A 19,301-nucleotide genomic window follows, 5' to 3' on the forward strand; every position below is an offset into this window, starting at 1 on the left:
TGCCCTTTTTTCGCCATAAGAAAATCCCCTCCGGCAGTTCAGTGCTTTTGTCCATCTTACCAGATGGACTTTTTTCACTGTCTACCGTATGGGGATAATACCAGATCCGGATTCGATTCATCTGGTATGAGTATCGGGACCCCGCTCTGAAAAATTTGCCTCCGCAATCGCAACATTCCACTCCTCAAGGGATTCACCCCACCGAGGGAGCTTCCAACATATCGGATAAAAAAAAGGATCCAAACCTGGAGAATAGCGAGCAACCGAAGCCAAAAGAGAAAACCAGTCCGGAAGATCCTACTGTTTCCGATGAGTAAGCAGACTTAAGGAAACCCCACTTCTCCTCAATGGAAGTGGTTTTTTCTTCAATGGACGGCGTTTGGAGTGCATGGAAAACCACCTCCCCGGTTGAGAGGAGGTGGTTTGATATGAGTGAGGAGATCAGACCCCATTGGAACGGAAGCGGCGGATAAAGAGCAGGGCCGCACCGAGGAGAGACATCAGCAGGCCGCCGGCCATCTGAGTCGGGTGGGATATGGACGTTTCGGGCAACTTGCCGCCTTCTTCCTCAGCACCGTCCTTGGAGGCCAGCTTCTGTTGATCCTTGGCATGGGACAGGTAATGAACTGATTCCGGGCTGTCGGGCGGGGTCACGGGATGGGTGGGTGTGGGCTGAGTGATTCCACCGTCATTGCCCTCGCTGGGGTTACCGTTGTCGTTGTCACCAGGGTTGCCGGGTTCCGGCTCAGGTTCCGGTTTAGGCTCAGGTTCCGGCTCAGGCTCAGGTTCCGGTTTAGGCTCAGGTTCCGGCTCAGGCTCAGGTTCCGGCTCAGGCTCAGGTTCCGGTTCCGGCTCAGGTTCGGGGATGGTGTTGTCTTCATCCTCTGTTTGGATCGGAACGACGGGAGTTTTCACCGGGATTTCGCTGTTTTCTAATCCCAGTTGAACTTCCGGTGCAGTCTGTAAAGTCCCGTCCTTGGCCTCTTCGGAAAGATCTTCAGCGGGGTTGGCATACACCGGATTGGCGGTCAACAATCCAACCACAGTGAATGAGGTGATCACAGCCAGTTTTTTCTTGTGAACTACCAAATGGTTTTCCTCCTTTGGTAAATGTTCTCTCCCGATTATGTCATTTATTACAAAATGACGGAATCATACTTTGGGTCTAAATTTGCAGGAAGTTTCGCAGAAGTTGATTGTAGAGATTGATTGATGAGGGGTTTCGAGTCACGATCCTTCCCGGTTCATGGTAAAATAGTCTACTAGAATCCGTGGTGATCGGTTACATATTCATGGGGAGCAACAGGAGCGAAGGAGCCGGATAATGGATGAACAGGAAGCGACAGGGTGAGTGGATCCGGAATACCTATCAGGTGTTACAATCTTTTCCCTTTGTGAGAGGTGTTCTCTATTATGTGGAGACCCCTTCCGGGAGGGGGAATTTGTTGCCGGAGAGGGTGTTTGTCCACGCCGTGGAACAGGAGGGGATGAACGGGGAATCTTCCTTTCACAGGTTGTTGCAACGGGATTCTCTTGCATTTCCACCATTGCAGGATGCCTTTGTGGAAGAGGGAATCCTCTATCAGGTATTGAGTCCCTTGGAAGCAACGCTGTTGGCATATCAAATGTTGGGGTCGGAGATTTTGCCCTTGGGAGAAGCCGCCCGGATCATGAAGTGGATAGCTGATCATTTACTTCGGTTGCGGCGCAGGGGAGAATTTACGGTTGTTCATCCGCAAAATATATTGGTTACTCCCGATGAAGTTCGCTTCTTGTATGGGGGACCGTCGGGGTTGATTCCGGGACCGGAATATTCACAGTGGCCGGATGGGCCGGATGAACAGGATGAAACCTGGGAGGTTTATCTGTGGGGGGCCCTGGCTTACACCTTGTTCACGGGTGTGGTTCCTAAACCTGGGGAGATAGAGCCTCTTCGCCGGTACAGGGAAGAGGTGCCGGTGGAATGGGAGCGTTTGATCTTAAACAGCCTTCGGGCTGATCCCGCCTGGAGACCCCGATTGGTGGAGATCCGGGAGGGACTGGAATGGATTTCACCTCTGATGCATAAGGCTCCCGCTGTTATAAAGAAGCCCGCCCCGGGTGGCGATGACCTTTTTTCCGGGGTGTTGCTGCGGACTGAGCGTCGTCCCCCCAGAGAAGAGGAGATACGGACCGAAGGGGAAGAGCGGGAAGAAGCCCCGGCCAGTATTCAGCCTCAGCCGTCGCAAAAAACAAAGGTGGAATCGCCCCCCTGGCGGGCCCCTCTAAATCGGAAGGGTCTCTTGTTTACCGGGATCGGCGCTGTGGCAATCGGATTGGCGGCGGGGACATACTTTCTGTTCAACGGAGGGCTGTTGGGTGACGATGCTGAGGATGCGGCCCGCTATTATGGAGAGTCGGTGCGGCTCTTCCGGGAGAATCAGGTGGATGAAGCGATCACCCGTGCCCAACTGGCGGTGGAGGCGGATCCAGCGGAGAAGGAATACCTGCTTCATCTGGCCAATCTTCACGGGGAGAAGAAAGATTACAAAAAAGCGAAGCAAGTTCTAGCCAAGGGGGTCAAAAATGTTCCGGATCCCCAGTTGTATGATGTGTTGGCGGTGTATGCCCTCGAATCCGGAGATCTGAAGCAGGCGGAGTCCGCCGTACAAAAGGCACTTTCCTCCGATCCGGAGAATCCCCTTTTTCATTATCACGAAGGTAAAATTCACGGTGCGAAAGGAGACGATGAAGCGGCGGTCCGTTCCTTCCGGACAGCTGTCCGGTTAAATCCGAAGGAAGGATCATACCATTATATTCTGGCTTCTTACCTATTGAAGTTGAAGAAAACAGAGGAAGCTGTCAAACACGGGAAAAAGGCTGCCAAGTTGAAGCCCGAGAATGCAACGGTCTGGTACAAACTGGGCCAAGCCTATCTGGCGGAACGGGAACAGATCGTAAAAAAAACGGGGCTTACGAAAAAGAAACGGGAGAGCTTGATAGCGGACACCATCAAAGAAGCGACGCACGCATTTAATCAAGTGATCAAGCTGAAACCGGACCACGCTGCCACCCACTATTATCTCTCCATCGCCCGGTACTATGCAGGTGACTTTGAGGCCTCGCTGAAAAGTGCCCGGGAGTCGGTCCGGATCAGTCCGAAAACAGCGATTTATCACTATCAGTACGGAGTCGTCCTCCAACGGCTGAATCAACGTGAAGAGGCTGCCAAAAGCTATCGGAAAGCTCAAGAGTTGGACCCCGGTGACATGAGATACAAAGAAGCATTGGACCAGATCAAGTGATCGCGCTTCGGTTGATTTCCAGGAGGGGGAGTCAGCCGCCTTTTTTTGATCGGTACCTTTGCAATTACATGGGTATCTTCCGAAAAAACAATACAAATTCCTGACTTAAAAGATGTAAACATTTATGCTAAGAAGGAGCCCCAATCATTGAAAGTGGACCTTTACGCTGAGTTTGGCGACATTCAAACCGACTTCCTCGTAAACAGCAAATCAAGTGAAAATCAGGTGAAAATTGATCTTGTGGAACAGCGATTAAAAAGGAATCATCGGTGGAGCAACGATTGAAAGGAACCGTTGGGGATGAAAAAGGCAAGGGAAAGATGATTTCCTTAAGAGTTGAAACCGACAATGGTGACATCTCGGATGAGGATTAGGAAAAAGTGCACTGCCCAAAGAGGGGAGTGTTCTTCACCGAATGACTGCTGATCTTTATCCTTTTCTTGGAGAGGGTTCCATTGGGGGCGGTTTTCATCAAAAGAGCCGCCTCAGGCGGCTCTTTGGCAGGTGAACATCACATTCTTGTAGATTCCGGCTTTGAGTCACCTCTGGTGTGAATCCGGTGCCGATGGTGATTTTAAGGAGTGCCCTTAAAACTGTTCATTCCCCCGGCCCTGCGGATGATTGTCGAAGGGCGCGGACTCATCAGACTTGGGGGGGTGGGAGGACGCCACCTCCTGCATCGCCAGGGAGGCGGTCTCCCATGCCTCCCATTCGTGCATCCGGGGCACCTGAAAATCCTCCGATGCTGCGAGATTGCGGGCACGTCGGGCCTCCTGTTCCAGACGGAAAGCCAACTGGTTAAACCGGGCCCGGATGTTTTTCTCCATGGAACCGTTGGCTTGCTGACGGCAGTAATGGAGGCAATTGGGACACATCATCCATTTCAGGGCACCATCCACATAGACATCAGCAAAAATCGCTCCGGGGTAAAACCGGTCGTTGACTTCACAGAAGTCGCAGAACAGTTCATTTTTACCCGTCATAAACCCCAATTTCACGCTCACCTGACGATTTTGCTCCTCTTCCTGTACTTCCTTCTTCTTTTTCTCCTCTATCATCTGAAAAAATTGACTGATCCATTCCCTCAACTTCTGCTGAGAGAGAGGTTTTATCTTACGCAGTTGATCTGTCGCTTTTTCGAAGGCGGACCGCCAAGGCCCGGTGCCTTGATGATCACGGGTTTCCTTTTTTACCGGGATGATGCCCCGGTTGTCAAGGGTGTCTGTTTCAAAAGGGTGGTGTCGATTTGCTTCTTGCGAAGGGTTCTTCTCCATCTTCGCTTTGAAATCCCGGATCATGTCCACAACCGTTCCCCTGGGTCGGCCTATCCCGTCCTCCGGGGAATGGGAGAGATCGATCGCCGGCTGGTGTCGGACTTTTTCCAGCTCTTCTTCACAGATCCAAAAGGTTCCGTCCTGTTCCAGGCTGTTTACTTTTTCCATCAGCACCCAATCCTGCACTTCGTGCACGGAAATCTGCAGATGTTCGGCAGCCTCCTCCAGGGTAAACCAGCGGCTCTCATTTTGGATCGTGGTTTCATCCGGTTGAGGAAACGGCATTTTTCTGTGCCCCTTTCCCTGTCAGAATTAAGTTTGTTTATCTATTTATGCCAACAGGATGGGAATTCCCTCCCTCCCGGACAAAACTGGACAAAAGGATTCTTTTCCCGACAAGATCCATTGGTCATCCCGCGAGCTAAAAAAGTCAAAAATTCGCCTCATATTTGTACTTGATTTGTCTAAATTGACCGATGGGACAGATGAGATCCAGGTTATGATCAAACTGAGAATTTATTGACTCCCCAGCCACGGGGCAGCCGGAGAGGAGAAGGGATATGACACTGGCATTAACTATAGCATTGTCATTGATTTTCAGCTGTTTGATCTCCACTGTCTCCCTGCATCTGATGATCAAAAAAGAGAATGAGATGGTGACCCAGGGAGAAGAATAATCCACCTCGATCGATTGCCTTTGGATCGAGGTTTCATGGCTCCGGCATTGCCGGGGCTTTTTTCTTCTCTTTCTCTATTTGCATGAGTCCTTTGCAGGTTGGGATTCCGGTCTTTCTCTGGTAAAGTGGGTACAAGATCTGATTGGGGATGAAAACAAGGAGGTACACAACCAACATGTACGAAATGATCCTCTTTGATGTGGACGGGGTGCTGTTGAGTGAGAAACGGTGTTTTGACACCACTTGTTTGTCGGTATGGGAACTGCTGTACAGCGATCAGGCTCTGGGTCTCGCCGGGGGGGATTTCGCTCCTTTTCCCGATGAGGAAACCATTCGGGGTGTGCGTCGGGAGGTGTTTGCCGAAGAGAATGTGTTGGAATGGCTGAAATCTCACGGGGTCAATTCCAACTGGGATATGGTGGCTCTGTTGTTTGGGTTTCAGCTTCAGGAACTGTTGAAACAACTGTTTGAAAAACAGCCTCAGTTTGTAACCCGCCTGCTGAAAGAGGATCTGGACAGGGAAAGCCTGATGCGGATTGGAGAGAGGTTTCGTGGGGAAGGAATGGAGTTTCGGCCCCACTATGGAAGAGTGACAGAGTGTTTGAAGGGGATGTCCGCAGACCGGGGGGATCTGTCGGGACAAATCAACAGATTGGCCCAGGCGTGGTCAGGGATTCAATCCTCCTCCTTCTCCCATGGAGGATCCCTTTGGAGATTGGGGATGGAGGTTTATCAGGAGTGGTACCTGGGAGGTGAACTGTATGAAAAACAGGAAAAAAAAGCACCTGTTCATCCTGAAAAGACCGGATTCCTGAAACAAGAGATCCCGATTGTGGAACCGTCGACGATCCGAAATATGTTGGATCAACTGAAGCAATCCGGATTGATCCTCGGGATCGGAACTGGCCGGCCGTCATTGGAAACACAGGTGCCTTTGGATGCGATGGGCTGGTTGCCCGCTTTTGATCCGGATCGGATTGTGACGGCGAGCGATGTCCGGCGGGCGGAGAAGAGCCGATCCGACCTGGGACCTCTGGGAAAACCCCATCCTTTCACTTATCTGAAGGCTTTTGGGGGACGAACCACCTCTGATGCCGATATCTTGGCCACCCGTCTCCCCATAATCGACGGGGAAAGAGTTCTGATTGTTGGGGATTCCGTGGCCGATCTGTTGGCCGCCCGTCGAATGGGTTGCCATTTTGCCGCCACCTTGACCGGTCCGGCCGGAGAAAAGGCGCGGTCCAAGTTTGTAGAGTTGGGGGCGGATTACATTCTAAAGGATGTGACTGAAGTGCTTCCGCTGATCCAACGTCTCAGGAAATAATAAGGACAAAGTGTTTTTAGTTAGTTTTAAGATAGTCAGATTGGGTTTTCCGCCACGTTTCGTTGTTTGGATGAGCCAAAGGCACTCCGCGGGAAACCCAACCCTCCCATGAGGATTTCAGAACGCTTCTCGGGGGAGCAGATGTAACCAGAGTGAACTGATTGATTTGGTTGATATTTTCCAGTGTTTTTTGCATAATAAAAGTGGGTAAATGATAAGAGAGGCATCGTTCAAAACGCTGCCATCCTGGGTGAACAAATTACATAGCGGGAGGGTTTATCGATGGCAAAATTCGAATTGCCGGCACTGCCGTACGCCACGGATGCATTGGAGCCCCACTTTGACAAAGAAACCATGGAAATCCACCATGGACGTCACCACAAAACCTATGTGGATAAATTGAACGGGGCACTGGAAGGCCAAGCCGCGACCCTGCAGGAGATGTCGATCGAGGACCTGATGAAGAACATCGACCAGGTGCCGGAAAACATTCGCACTGCGGTTCGCAACAATGGGGGCGGACATGCCAACCACTCCCTCTTTTGGAAAGTTTTAAGCCCTCAGGGCGGCGGTCAGCCCACGGGTGAGCTGGCTGCAGCCATCAATGACGCCTTTGGCAGCTTTGAAAAGTTCCAGGAGCAATTTACCAATGCCGCCGTCGGCCGTTTCGGAAGTGGCTGGGCTTGGTTGGTTTTGGACAAGGACGGCTCTTTGGCTGTCACCAGCACACCCAACCAGGATAATCCGCTCATGGAAGGTCTCCAGCCGATCCTGGGTCTGGATGTTTGGGAACACGCCTACTATCTCAAGTACCAAAACAAGCGTCCGGATTACATCAAGGCGTTCTGGAACGTGGTCAACTGGGACGAGGTGGGCAGACGTTACCAGGAGGCCAAACGGTAAACCATCAACCACACGGCGCAGCGATGAATCGCTGCGCTTTTTTTGTTTCAGTCATCTATTATTCAACTTATATGGAAATTATTGTGCGTTGAGAGATTCCCGATCCGCCACTATAATTCCTAATGTATGTAAATTAAGCCGAATCCTGTTTCACAGGTACGGGGGACTTATTTTTATTTGGGGTGAAGCCGCTGTGCGGTCGGGAACTCCTTATTCCGAACCCGTCAACTAACCTCGGAGGCTATAAGGAGGAATATTGTGAAAAGGAAGCTGATGATCTTTCTCACTGTAGCCACGGTCGGCCTTACAGGCGCCGTCCTCCCCGGAGGGAAGAAGGCGGAGGCGGCGGCACCGACAATGGTATACTATGGCAGCAAGAACGGTGACGTCTGGGATCTGCAGGCCCGCTTGAACAAATTGGGGTACAGCACCAAGCGTGACGGTGTCTACGGACATGAAACCGAGCGACAGGTGATCCAATTCCAGAAAGATCACAATTTGCGGATTGATGGCATCGTGGGAGCCCAAACCTGGGGTCAGTTAAAAAAGATGACAGAGTCACATCCGGGTAAAACATCTTCTGGCATAATCCCACTGACCCAGGAAGACAGGAAATGGATGGCACGGGCCGTATACAGTGAAGCCCGTGGAGAACCTTACAAAGGGCAGGTGGCAGTGGCTGCAGTGATTATCAACCGGATGCAGTCCGATAAATTCCCCAACACCGCCAAGGGCGTTATCATGCAGAAGGGAGCCTTTACAGCAGTGGACGATGGACAGATCTGGATGGAGCCTGACAGTCAAGCTTATCAAGCGGTAGAAGACGCTGCCAAAGGTTGGGACCCTTCCAATAATGCCCTGTTCTATTTCAATCCGGATACCGCCACCTCCAAGTGGATCTGGAGCCGTCCGCAGATACTCAAAATCGGAAAACACATTTTTACCAAATAAATGATCAGCTGTCCTTCGGGACAGTTTTTTTCTTTGGGGAAACTAAGGGGGGGAGAAAGGAGGTGGAGGCCATCTCACGCAGACGACGTAACAATCAATTGCTGGTGCCAGAGGCGAGGGAAGAAATGGATCGTTTGAAAGCCCGAGTATTGAGACAACAGACGGGAAAACAGGTCCGGGGCCCGGTGGAAGCCAAAATGGAAATGGCCCGGCAAGCGGGGATTTTCTATCGTCCCCAAGGATATAACGGAGACATGAAAACCTCCGATGCCGGCAAGATGGGAGGCTCGGTGGGTGGGCAAATGGTGAAAGAGTTGATCAAATTGGCCCAAAAAGAACTTACCCGTCGATCGTGAAACGATGGTCCCCTGCCGAGGGGACTTTGGATCATTTGAACTCTGTCATCCCATGCAAGCATTGTGAAAAAGTCGTCAAAGGCAGGATTGGATTTTACATGGAGCGTTTTTGGATCTTTAAAACTTTGGTACGGAATATGAAACCCAAACCCGACCGACCCGACCATCACTAATTTGCTTCTTGTGGGACCTTACGGATTCCTTCCCTTGTGAAATAAAAAAAGACTTGCTGTTCCTCTCCCTGTATGAATATGCTGATAACAAAGGGGGGAGTTGAATGAAGCTGGTCACATACGAGGTGAAGGAAAGAGAATTGACGATCCATGGATCACCCCAAGCACGGATCGGTTGGGTCAGTGACGGTTGGATCGTGGATATCGGATTTGCTCAGAAATGGGCAACCCTTCACAGAGAGTTGCCTGTCACCCGGGGAATGCCGACGGAAATGTTGCCTTTTCTGGAGACAGGCAGAGAAGGGATGAAGACCCTCATCCGGTTGGCCGGGGAGATGGAAGGGGAAGACCTGTCCACCCTGCAGGTAGAAGGAGAGCCAGTGGCTTTACGGGAGCCGGAGGTGAATCTTTTGCCGCCCTTGCCGACTCCCCGCAGTTTCCGGGACTTCTACGCCTTTGAACAACATGTGAAAACAGCCCGTGCAAACAGAGGGTTGGAGATGGTGCAGGAGTGGTACGAAATCCCGGTTTTTTATTTTTCCAATCCTCATGCCATCATCGGCCCCGGTGCAGCAGTGGAAAAACCCCGGAACACCCGGGAGCTGGATTACGAACTGGAAGTGGCTTTCGTCATTGGTGAAAAAGGTCGGGATATTCCTGCAGAAAAGGCTTTGGAACACATCGCCGGGTTCTGCATCCTCAATGATTGGAGTGCCCGGGATTTGCAACGGCAGGAGATGAAAGTGGGATTGGGGCCGGCAAAGGGGAAAGATTTTGCTACTTCGATCGGTCCCTGGTTGGTTACATTGGATGAATTGGAAGATCGGAGGCAAGGAAATCATTTTGATCTGACGATGGTTGCCAGAATCAACGGGCACGAACTGTCCCGAGGAAATGTGCGGGATCTGACCTATACAGTGGCCCAGATGGTGGAGCGGGCTTCCCAGAACTGCACGCTGTGGCCGGGGGATCTGATCGGTTCCGGAACGGTGGGGACGGGTTGCATCCTGGAGTTGGGAACGGAAATTCAAGCTTGGTTGGAACCCGGTGATGAGGTGGAGTTGGAGATTGAACATCTGGGTGTCCTCCGCAACCGGATCATCGCACCACGGGAAAAGGTTTGACACTATGATGACTCCTGTTACATAATGGACTCTAAAAGCTCTGTGATAGAGTTTTTTCCGAGTTGGTCGGGATTGGGCTTCACATTTCGCACGAAAGTTCTGACGAGCGAAAGACACTCCTGTGGGACCCAATCCTCCCTGTGACGTTTTTTTGCGCTTCCAATCACAATTGAAGAACGGATACTACTCGTTATCCAGAGTGGTGGAGGGACTGGCCCGATGAAACCCGGCAACCCGCCCGCGAATGTTCGCGGGCAGGGTGCCAAATCCTGCAGCGCCATGGCGTTGAGAGATAGGGAGTGGGATGAATACTGACGGTTTAACTTTGTCGCAGTCCACCCCCTCTCGATCTCGAGGGGGTTTTTCCATTTAAAAGAGGAGGAATCGGAGATGAAGCGAATCGGCGTGGGACTGTTGGGGCTTGGCACAGTCGGGGGAGGTGTTTATAAAGCGCTGCAAAGCCAGGAAGATGTGATTTTGAAAAGGACGGAAAATTTATTCGAGGTCCGGTCCATTCTGGTGAAAGAGAAGCAAAAGGAACGTTCAGTAAACGGAGTGCAATCATTGATCACCACAGATTTTGGCCGGGTTTTGGAAGCGGGGGTACAAGTGGTCGTGGAGGCGATCGGTGGAACGGAACCAGCACGGACGTATGTGGAACGGGCGTTGAAAGCGGGGTGCCATGTAGTTACCGCCAACAAAGAATTGATGGCCAAACACGGGGTGCAACTGGAGCGCTTGGCCCGCAGCAGGAAGGTTCAAATTCTATATGAAGCCAGCGTGGGGGGCGGCATCCCCGTGTTAGGGACGATGGGGCACTTTTTAAAGACCAACCGTCTGCACCGGATATCGGGAATTCTCAATGGAACCACCAACTATATTCTGACCCGGATGTCCCGTGAAGGGGCTTCCTTTGAGAAAGTACTGGCGGAAGCCCAACAGAAGGGGTATGCCGAGGCGGATCCGGCAGCGGACGTGGACGGTTTTGACGCTGTCTACAAACTGGCAATTCTTTGCCGTCTCGCCTTTGAGACGGATGTTCCGGTCCGGCAAATCTTCAGGGAAGGGATTCGTGACATTACACCGGAAGAGTTGGAACTGGTCCGGAAGCTGGGCTATGCCGTGAAGCTGTTGGCGACGGGTGAGCAGTATGGTGAGAAGGGACCGGTCAGTCTCAGGGTGGGCCCCACTTTGCTGCCCTTATCCCACCCCCTGGCCAGCGTGGATGGCGTGTATAACGCTGTCCATCTGGAGGGAGATGTTGTGGGTGATGTCACCTTGGTGGGTCGGGGAGCCGGGGAGAAGCCCACCGCCAGCGCAGTGGTGGAAGATTTGTGCAACCTGTTTCGCCTTCCGCCCCCCAGGTTGCCCCTTTCGGAGGACTCTCTGCTCCTCCCGGCCGGGGAAGCGGGGGGAAGCCGTTTTATCTGTATGAGGCTCGGGAACCGGGAGGTCCCGGATCCGGAACAGTTGTGCCAGCGCCTGGAAGGGATTGGACTGGAAGTGGTGGATGCTGTCTCTTCCCGTGACGGGGTGGCTTTCATTCTGCGCCGATGGGATCCCTCCTATACTTCGATGGTGATGACAGAGCTGGGACTGGAAAAATCCCGTATCATCTCCCGTCCCATCCGAGGTATCATCTTTGATCAGGAGCGACAATCGGAAATGGAACGTGTGGTCTGAGTGGATGCTCCTTGTTGTGTGAGGGTATTTTTACATGGAGAAAAGCCCGACCCCCTTCTGCTTGGGGTCGGACTTGACTTGAGGGGGTGCTTATATCTTCTTATTACCCTCCATCACCATGACTCACACCTCATATAATCTTCAAGTGAAGAGAAAGGGTTTGGGGGGCGTATGAGAGAATGCAAGAATAGGGAGAGAAGAGGAGAACTGAAAGGATGGAGGGGTTTCATATAGAAAGGCGGATTTTTTACAACGGCCGGATCACCACCATGGATCAAAGGATACCGCTAGCGGAAGCGATCTGTGTGGAGAATCACCGAATCGTCGCTGTCGGATCGACGGAGGAGATCCTCCTTCAGACAGGGCGGGCCGGTGTACCCCGGGTCGATCTGGAGGGGGCTTTTGTTTATCCGGGATTGACCGATAATCACCTTCATTTAATGGGACACGGGATGAGATTGTCGATGTTGGATCTGTCGGGAGCCACATCCAAGGAGTCCCTGTTGCGAATGGTGGAAGCACGTGCACAGATGACCCCGGAGGGAAAGTGGGTATTGGGTCTCAATTGGAATGAAAACCGATTTCCCCTCCCGGAACCTCCGACGTTGGCGGAATTGGATGCTGTCTGTCCCGATCGGCCCGTCCTGTTGACAAGAGTTTGCCATCATGTCCAAGCTGTCAATTCCGAGGCTTGCCAGGCGGCAGGCATTTCCCGGGATACCTCGGATCCGAAGGATGGAAAATTGGGGAGGGATGTGAATGGTAACCTGAATGGATTGATTTATGAAAATGCATCCAGGCCCTTTTTTGATGCCCTTCCCTCCCGAACATTGGATGAATTGAGGGAATTTGCCCGGAAGGGTGCGGCCGATGCCTTGTCCAAAGGTCTCACCTGTGTGCATACCGAGGATCTTCGTTCGGCCGGCAGTGTGGAAAACCTGCTTAATATTTATCGGGGATGGGGGGAAGAGGAAATAGCTCTTCGTACCCATCATCTGGTGTACCACCCTTTTCTCGATCAATTCCGGGAAGCCGGATGGAAAGGGGGAGACGGTGATTCCTGGATCGGATTTGGTGCGGTCAAAATTTTTGCCGACGGCTCCCTGGGCGGAAGGACGGCACTTCTTTCCCGTCCTTATGCCGATGATCCCACTACCAGGGGACTTGCTGTCCATTCCCGGGAAGAGTTGGAGGAGCGGGTACGACAGGCACGGGCCGCCGGGATGGCTGTGGCCATTCATGCGATCGGTGATGAAGCAGCGGACCGGGTGATCCAGGTGCTGAAGGCTTGCCCCCCCTCCCCTTCCAAACTCCCTGATCGACTGATCCACGGACAAGTGCTGCGAAGGGATCAGATCAGGGAGCTTTGCCGGTTGCCGGTGGCTGTGGATATTCAGCCCCGGTTTGTAGTCTCCGATTTTCCATGGGTGAGGGAAAGGTTGCCCCAAGAGTTGCACCGATATGCTTATGCTTGGAAAACATTGATCGAAAGTGGAGTTCCTGTCGGCGGGGGCAGTGACGCCCCTATAGAACCGCTGGATCCACTTTTGGGAATCCACGCTGCCGTCACACGACGATCACCGGAAATGAACCGTCACCCAGGATACTCACCGGAACAGAAATTGACGCCGTATTCCGCTCTGCGCCTGTTTACCCTGGGAGGTGCCCAAACGGCAGGGGAGGCGGGGGAGAGGGGAACAATCTCTCCCGGGAAGTTTGCGGATCTTTCCGTTTTTGACCGGGAACTGCTCGATCCGGAGCCTGATTCGTTGTTGGAGGCAAAGGCGCTGATGACAGTGGTGAACGGACAAATCGCCTGGCAGGCCTGATGTTTCCATCTTGATGGTCTGCACCGAAACCGGCATTGCCGGTTCTTTTTTTACAAAAATCCGAATAGATGTGGAGGGAGAATGGGGTGACAGCGATGGCCAGAATCCGGACGAACAGCAAGCAGACCGCATTGTTGGCACGCTTGATGCGGGCGGAAGCGGAGGGAGAAGGGGAAGCGGGAATGATCATGGTGGGTAATGTCGGGGTCAACCGGGTGGTTGCCAACTGTCTCGATTTTGAAGACATTCGGACGCTACAAGAGATGGTTTTCCAGTCACCGGGGGGATTTGAAGCGGTGCAAAAATCTTATTTTTATCAAAAAGCCCGGGACCGGGACATCCGGCTGGCCCGACGGGTCATCCAGGGCGAACGGATGGATCCGGCAAGCAATGCCCTCTGGTTTTTCCGTCCGGAGGGGCCCTGCCCGGCCACCTGGTTCAACCAAACCCTCAGTGGGCAATACAAATCCCACTGTTTTTACATCCCGGATCCTCAGGAGTGTCCTCAAGTCTATTAAGGGAGGGAACCATATGTATTGGCAACAGCCGCCCTTTTACACCACTTCCACCGCCGAGGTCTCTCAGGAGCGGAGACAGCGGGTATACACGGAAGATGTACTGAATCGGAACATCGGTAAAGAGATCACCTTGTACCTGACCTATGAAAACAACCCCCAGTGGAATGCGATGGTGGTTACAGGAGTACTGCGGGAGGTGGGACGGGACTTTATTCTGATCCGAGATAAAAAAACAGGAAAAGATATGATTTTTATGAATATCAACATCGACTATTACGTTTTTGAAAGTGGGCCGGCCAATCTGGCCCGACCCCGGTAATGAAGCAGTCCCCTTCAGGTCTGGCACGAAAATGACACCGGTTCGTAGAACCGGTGTGAACTTGGGTTTATTCAAAAATGTAAGCAAGGGCGTCCAAAGCCTGATCTGGTGTTTCAACAACCACTTGAGCCCGTTGCGCCAGTTCTTTCAGGGGATGAACCAACCCTTCAGGGCGGACCAGGATCAGGGGTTTACCGGATTGGAGAGCGATTGCGGCATCCATGGCCGTATTCCATTGGCGATACTTTTCCCCGAAGAGGGCGATCACCACATCTGCTTTTTCCATCCAGACACGGGTGCGAAGATTGTTGAATTCGGAGGCAGTCTGGTCGCGATAGACGGGATTGGGCTGCTCACCTTTGATTTTCTCCCCGATGTCGTCTGAGCGGTCATGATCCTCCTGGGGTCCTTTGAATATGATGGGAAGCCCCCGTTTCCTCGCCTTTTGCCGGAGTTCTCCGCGCCAGTCATCGTGGATCTGACCGGCCAGATAAACCACCAGTTCCATATCCACCAGTCTCCTTTCTCGTGTCGTGAGCTTGGGTGAAACTTGTCATTGCTATTGTAACAGATGAAGAGGGAGGGAGGTCCTCTTTCCATCTGCGGGGTGGCCTCATCAATCATTTTCCTGACCGGGACAGTTTTTTTTGGGCGGAATATGTGACCGATTGATGTTGATCCGAATATGGAAAAAGGGGAGGAGGGAAAGCAATGTCCAATCGAACCGTTGACAACCATTCACCCGGAGATTTCGGGGAGCGACCACTGTCGCCCGGGGAGATTCGACAGATATCCAAAAAGTTCCGGGAAAAAGACCCGTGGGAGGTCTTGCGTTGGGGAGCGGAGCAATTCGGAAAGTCGATGGTGCTGGCCTGCAGTTTTGGCTATGAAGATGTGGCGTTGGTTCATATGTTGCACCGGGTCGCACCAGAGACGGATATCTTTTATCTGGACACCGATCTGTTATTTCCGGAAACCTACGAGACCCGGGATCGTCTGGCAAAGGCATTGGATAAGACCTTCATCCGGGTCCGCCCGGAGTACAGCCTTGAAGAACAGGCCAAACTTTGGGGCGAGGAACTGTGGAAACGGGATGCCAATGCCTGCTGCGGGATTCGAAAAGTAAACCCTCTCCGCCGGTTTCTCAAGGGTTATTCTGCCTGGTGCACCGGCATCCGGCGGGAACAGTCCCCCACACGGGCCCACACCGAAGTGGTGGAGTGGGACCATCAATTTGGACTGCTGAAACTGAACCCTTTGGCTTACTGGAGTGCCAAGGAAGTTTGGGCGTACATCAGGGAACACAATATTCCCTACAACCCGATGCATGATCGCCGTTATCCAAGCATCGGGTGCGTCCCATGTACCCGGCAGGTTCAACCTGGTGAGGATTCGCGGGCGGGACGCTGGTCCGGCATGGACAAAACGGAATGTGGTCTTCACCCGTCGGGAGAGATAAAAGATCGGAGGTGACATATAAAGTGAGGAAAGGGGGCGAATCACATGGTTTCATCACCTCACGGGGGTGTGTTGATCGACCGCCTCTGCCGGGGCCAGAAACGCAAGGAATGGTTGAAAGAGGCGGAATCCCTTCCGTCATGGCGGATTTCAGATCGACTTTTGTCTGATGTGGAGTGTATCGCTACAGGAGTTTATTCTCCGTTGCAGGGATTTTTGGGAGAAGAGGATTATCTGTCAGTAAGGGATCGGATGCGTCTGGCTGACGGGACCGTCTGGAGCCTGCCTGTCACCCTGCCGGTGGAGGAAAATGAAGCCCGCCGAGTGCGGGAAGGGGATCAGGTGGCGTTACGGGGGCCGGATGGGCGGGTGTATGCCGTCTTGGAGGTGACCAGTCTTTACCAGGTGGACCGGCAGCGGGAGGCAGAGGCTGTTTTCGGGACACAGGATCTGAAGCATCCGGGGGTGGCCCGCTTATTCGAAGATTCCCCAATTTATGCGGGGGGGACCGTCTGGATGATGCGGGTTCCCGATCATGGTCCTTTCACCGGAGACTGGATCGAACCGTCGCAAACCCGGAAGATCTTTGAGCAGAGAGGTTGGAAACGGGTGGTGGGGTTCCAGACACGTAACCCTGTTCACAGGGCTCACGAATACATCCAGAAGTCCGCTTTGGAAACTGTGGATGGCCTGTTCTTCAACCCATTGGTGGGGGAGACCAAGAAAGATGACATCCCGGCGGAAATCCGTCTGGAGAGTTACCGGACGATTCTCCATCACTATTATCCCCGGGAGCGGGTTCTGTTCGGGGTTTATCCCGCGGCGATGCGTTATGCCGGCCCCCGGGAAGCCGTCTTTCACGCATTGGTCCGCAAAAACTACGGGTGCACCCATTTCATTGTCGGAAGGGATCATGCGGGAGTGGGTGACTATTACGGAACTTATGACGCCCATCGGATCTTTTCCCGATTTAAGGATGAGGAACTGGGAATCACGCCTCTTTTTTTTGAACACAGTTTTTACTGTCGGAGTTGTGGGGGAATGGCTTCCCGGAAAACATGTCCCCATCCTCCTGAAGATCATGTAACCCTGTCGGGGACCCGGGTGAGGGAAATGTTGAAAAAAGGAGAGACACCACCCCCTGAATTTTCCCGGCCTGAAGTGATCCGCGTCCTGATCCGAGGTCTGAAGGATCAACAAACCTGCCAATGACTTTCGCTTTATGCACCAAGACACCGGGACCTCCGGTGTCTTCAATTTTTGGGGGCATTTTGATCGACATATTTTGGGCGGGAAGAAGGGATTTCCGGTTTTTTGTCGAATCTGGCCGAAAGGGTCGTAAAAATACGGCCGAAGTTCGTGTGGAATTTGGATGGGGGACAGGGAAATCCACACGGGAAATTCAGTCAGAAAAGGAGGGAGTGCAGGGAAGCCGTTTTGGCTGACGCCGGCGTGCACTCCTCCTCTTTCAAAAGGGACGGAGGACCCTGCACGAGATCAGGATGAATATATCTGAAACGAAAAAGGGTGCTGAACAGTCAATGGAGATCCGCCTTTCCCCTGAAGAATGGGAGGCGGTTCGGCAGGCGGCCGACCGCGCACATCAGGAAACGGATGATTTCGTTCGTTCCGTCATCCGGGACCAGGTGAACAGGGGTGAACTGGAGCGGGCCCGTCAGTTGTTGGAGGAAGCTTTTAACTCGTTACGGGGGATGGTGAAGGAGTCGGAAAGTTTATCCGGCGTCAGCGATCGGGATAAAGAGCTGTTTTTGTCCGCCATCGAAGGGGTGGGATGGGGAGTCCAGATGTTCTTGCCCAAAAGGTTGGCGGAGCTCCGCCGTTCTCCAAAGAATCAAGGGTGACCGTCAGCTGTCCGGTTCCGGGTCAGTCTCTTTCTGCACCCGGTACATACTTTCCATATAACGAAGGAAGGACCGGTGGTCCTTTTTTTCGTGACATTGAGCCAGCCTGAACAGGATCTTGATCTCTTTTTTCCGAAGTTGCTGTTTTTCAGACAGTTCCAGCGCCCGTTTGAAACGTTGGATCGCTTTTTCTGTTTCCCCGGTTTGGCGGTGAAGGTCCCCGGCCAAGATGAGTGTCTCCACCAGCAGTGGGGTCCCCGGGCCCCCCTCCCCCAGTCGAAGGGCCCGATGGATCATCTCTTCCGCACTTTTCCACTTTTTTTGCCGTAGATACAGGGTTCCCAATCGGTTGTATAAACGATGCAGACCCTCCCGGTCCTCTATGAGCTGATCCAATTGAAGAGCAGACTCCAGGCAGGCTTCCGCTTCGTCCCAGTTTTGTTCGGATTGATAGACATCTCCCAAAGCCGACCACAATTCAAAGGTGCCCAGATGGTCTTGGTTGATCCGGGCGATTTCGAGCCCTTCCCGTGCGAAGTCCGCCGCCTGCTGAAGCATTCCGGTCTTTCGCAACAATCGCACCCTCAGGAGATAAAGTTGTATAAGAACACGGATCGGCTGAATTTGGGGACGCTCTTGCCACAAATCATCGACGATATTCAAAGATTCTCCAAAACGGTTGAGCAGAAGGAGGATCTCGGCCCGATCCGTCTTCAGAAAGTATTTGATTTGTTGTCGCTCCCCGGTGGGATCGAAGGCCTTCAATCCCAGATTGGTATACTCCAGCGCCTTTTTGGGGAGTTTTTGCCGGATCGCCGACCGACACAGTTCATAATAGCTGCATGCTTCCAAATTGGACCGGGGACGGTGTTCATGTTGGCGTTCCAGACGAATCGCATGGGAGAACATCCGGTCCGATCGCTTAAGGCTCCCAGTCAGGGCGTGGCTTTTTCCCAACAGGAAGCGGGCCCGGGAGGCAAAAGGATGGGAATCAGGAATTTCCAATTCTTTTAGTTTCTCACAAGCCTTTTCCTTTTGGCCGAATTCCAAAAGTGTCTCAATGGAATCCAGCCGAAACTTCAAACGTTCCATGGATTGCTGTTCTCCGAGCAATAACTTCGGGAGGTCCTCCGGATTTAACCGGAGTTTGGAGAGGACGTAGCGAACTTTCTCCTGGTGAACATAGGGAACCCCCCGTTCAATATTGCTGATGGTGGCAGGGGAAATATTCTCATCGGCCAAATCCTCCAGCCGCAATCCTTGTTCCCGTCGCCTTTTGCGGATCAGTTCCCCAATTTCATTGATCTGTATGGAATTCAAATTATTCCACCTCCGATAACACATTTGACAATGGATGGACGGGTTGTTGGTTATGGGAATCTTTCGTAAACCCATTTTACCAGAGGGAAAGGTGAATGGTTCTATTTTAATTCAGAAAAAAGCAGGCTGTTTGATAAAAATTCCCCCCTCCAGCCTGGTGGCGAGGAGGGGGGGATGACTGTGTCTGTCGTGTCTGGTAGGCTCTAAAAGCATTGAAATTAAGTGCTTTTTGAGTCGGTTGGGATT

General features: G+C 52.5%; 17 protein-coding genes and 2 riboswitches. Of the genes, 13 read left to right on the plus strand and 4 right to left on the minus strand.

Annotation, left to right across the window (positions count from 1 at the left end):
- Nucleotides 1–441: 441 nt before the first annotated feature.
- On the minus strand, nt 442–1,089 hold the full coding sequence (locus IEV46_RS16240; RefSeq protein ID WP_188433618.1) for an LPXTG cell wall anchor domain-containing protein: 648 nt from the start codon (nt 1,087–1,089) through the stop codon (nt 442–444).
- 239 nt (nt 1,090–1,328) lie between these two features.
- On the opposite strand from IEV46_RS16240, the gene IEV46_RS16245 reads away from it, so the two are divergent.
- A complete protein-coding gene (locus IEV46_RS16245; protein ID WP_188433593.1) occupies nt 1,329–3,284 on the plus strand; it encodes a tetratricopeptide repeat protein in 1,956 nt (651 codons plus the stop codon).
- Between the two features lie 587 nt (nt 3,285–3,871).
- Here IEV46_RS16245 and IEV46_RS16250 read toward each other — a convergent pair.
- Nucleotides 3,872–4,843, minus strand: coding sequence for a hypothetical protein (locus tag IEV46_RS16250; RefSeq protein WP_188433594.1), 972 nt, complete (start codon nt 4,841–4,843; stop codon nt 3,872–3,874).
- A 567-nt stretch (nt 4,844–5,410) separates the two neighbouring features.
- Between IEV46_RS16250 and IEV46_RS16255 the strand changes: the two genes are divergently transcribed.
- The 9 genes from IEV46_RS16255 (at nt 5,411) to IEV46_RS16295 (ending at nt 14,415) form a co-directional block, all read left to right on the plus strand.
- Nucleotides 5,411–6,559, plus strand: a complete 1,149-nt coding sequence (locus IEV46_RS16255; protein ID WP_188433595.1) for an HAD family hydrolase — start codon at nt 5,411–5,413, stop codon at nt 6,557–6,559.
- Between the two features lie 282 nt (nt 6,560–6,841).
- Nucleotides 6,842–7,462, plus strand: coding sequence for a superoxide dismutase (locus IEV46_RS16260; RefSeq protein ID WP_188433596.1), 621 nt, complete (start codon nt 6,842–6,844; stop codon nt 7,460–7,462).
- Nucleotides 7,463–7,588: 126 nt separating this feature from the next.
- Nucleotides 7,589–7,720: riboswitch (cyclic di-AMP (ydaO/yuaA leader) on the plus strand.
- A complete protein-coding gene (gene sleB, locus IEV46_RS16265) occupies nt 7,721–8,413 on the plus strand; it encodes a spore cortex-lytic enzyme (RefSeq protein ID WP_229736185.1) in 693 nt (230 codons plus the stop codon).
- A 62-nt stretch (nt 8,414–8,475) separates the two neighbouring features.
- Nucleotides 8,476–8,769 carry an alpha/beta-type small acid-soluble spore protein gene (locus tag IEV46_RS16270; RefSeq protein ID WP_229736187.1) on the plus strand — a complete coding sequence of 98 codons (294 nt, stop codon included), beginning with the start codon at nt 8,476–8,478 and terminating at the stop codon, nt 8,767–8,769.
- Between the two features lie 277 nt (nt 8,770–9,046).
- The gene (locus IEV46_RS16275; protein WP_188433597.1) at nt 9,047–10,066 is read left to right on the plus strand and encodes a fumarylacetoacetate hydrolase family protein; all 1,020 of its coding nucleotides are present in this window, start codon (nt 9,047–9,049) and stop codon (nt 10,064–10,066) included.
- A 187-nt stretch (nt 10,067–10,253) separates the two neighbouring features.
- A riboswitch (SAM riboswitch) is annotated at nt 10,254–10,365 on the plus strand.
- 91 nt (nt 10,366–10,456) lie between these two features.
- Complete coding sequence (locus IEV46_RS16280) at nt 10,457–11,749, plus strand: homoserine dehydrogenase (RefSeq protein ID WP_188433598.1); 1,293 nt, start codon at nt 10,457–10,459, stop codon at nt 11,747–11,749.
- 215 nt (nt 11,750–11,964) lie between these two features.
- Nucleotides 11,965–13,578, plus strand: coding sequence for an amidohydrolase (locus tag IEV46_RS16285; protein WP_308420316.1), 1,614 nt, complete (start codon nt 11,965–11,967; stop codon nt 13,576–13,578).
- A 95-nt stretch (nt 13,579–13,673) separates the two neighbouring features.
- Nucleotides 13,674–14,096, plus strand: coding sequence for a cell wall hydrolase (locus tag IEV46_RS16290; RefSeq protein ID WP_188433617.1), 423 nt, complete (start codon nt 13,674–13,676; stop codon nt 14,094–14,096).
- Nucleotides 14,097–14,109: 13 nt separating this feature from the next.
- A complete protein-coding gene (locus IEV46_RS16295; RefSeq protein WP_188433599.1) occupies nt 14,110–14,415 on the plus strand; it encodes a spore coat protein GerQ in 306 nt (101 codons plus the stop codon).
- A 67-nt stretch (nt 14,416–14,482) separates the two neighbouring features.
- On the opposite strand, the gene IEV46_RS16300 is transcribed toward IEV46_RS16295, so the two are convergent.
- Nucleotides 14,483–14,923 (minus strand): YtoQ family protein, encoded by a 441-nt coding sequence (locus IEV46_RS16300; protein WP_188433600.1) that lies wholly within the window; start codon nt 14,921–14,923, stop codon nt 14,483–14,485.
- Between the two features lie 203 nt (nt 14,924–15,126).
- Here IEV46_RS16300 and IEV46_RS16305 point away from each other — a divergent pair, with 203 nt between their 5' ends.
- The 3 genes from IEV46_RS16305 (at nt 15,127) to IEV46_RS16315 (ending at nt 17,735) form a co-directional block, all read left to right on the plus strand.
- Nucleotides 15,127–15,888, plus strand: coding sequence for a phosphoadenylyl-sulfate reductase (locus tag IEV46_RS16305; RefSeq protein WP_188433601.1), 762 nt, complete (start codon nt 15,127–15,129; stop codon nt 15,886–15,888).
- 30 nt (nt 15,889–15,918) lie between these two features.
- Nucleotides 15,919–17,085, plus strand: a complete 1,167-nt coding sequence (gene sat, locus IEV46_RS16310) for a sulfate adenylyltransferase (protein WP_188433602.1) — start codon at nt 15,919–15,921, stop codon at nt 17,083–17,085.
- Between the two features lie 329 nt (nt 17,086–17,414).
- On the plus strand, nt 17,415–17,735 hold the full coding sequence (locus IEV46_RS16315; RefSeq protein ID WP_188433603.1) for a hypothetical protein: 321 nt from the start codon (nt 17,415–17,417) through the stop codon (nt 17,733–17,735).
- 3 nt (nt 17,736–17,738) lie between these two features.
- Here IEV46_RS16315 and IEV46_RS16320 read toward each other — a convergent pair whose 3' ends face one another.
- The gene (locus IEV46_RS16320; protein WP_188433604.1) at nt 17,739–19,055 is read right to left on the minus strand and encodes a tetratricopeptide repeat protein; all 1,317 of its coding nucleotides are present in this window, start codon (nt 19,053–19,055) and stop codon (nt 17,739–17,741) included.
- Between the last annotated feature and the right edge of the window lie 246 nt (nt 19,056–19,301).

The sequence above is a fragment of the Kroppenstedtia guangzhouensis genome (genome assembly GCF_014637345.1).
GTDB classification, from domain to species: Bacteria; Bacillota; Bacilli; order Thermoactinomycetales; family DSM-45169; genus Kroppenstedtia; species Kroppenstedtia guangzhouensis.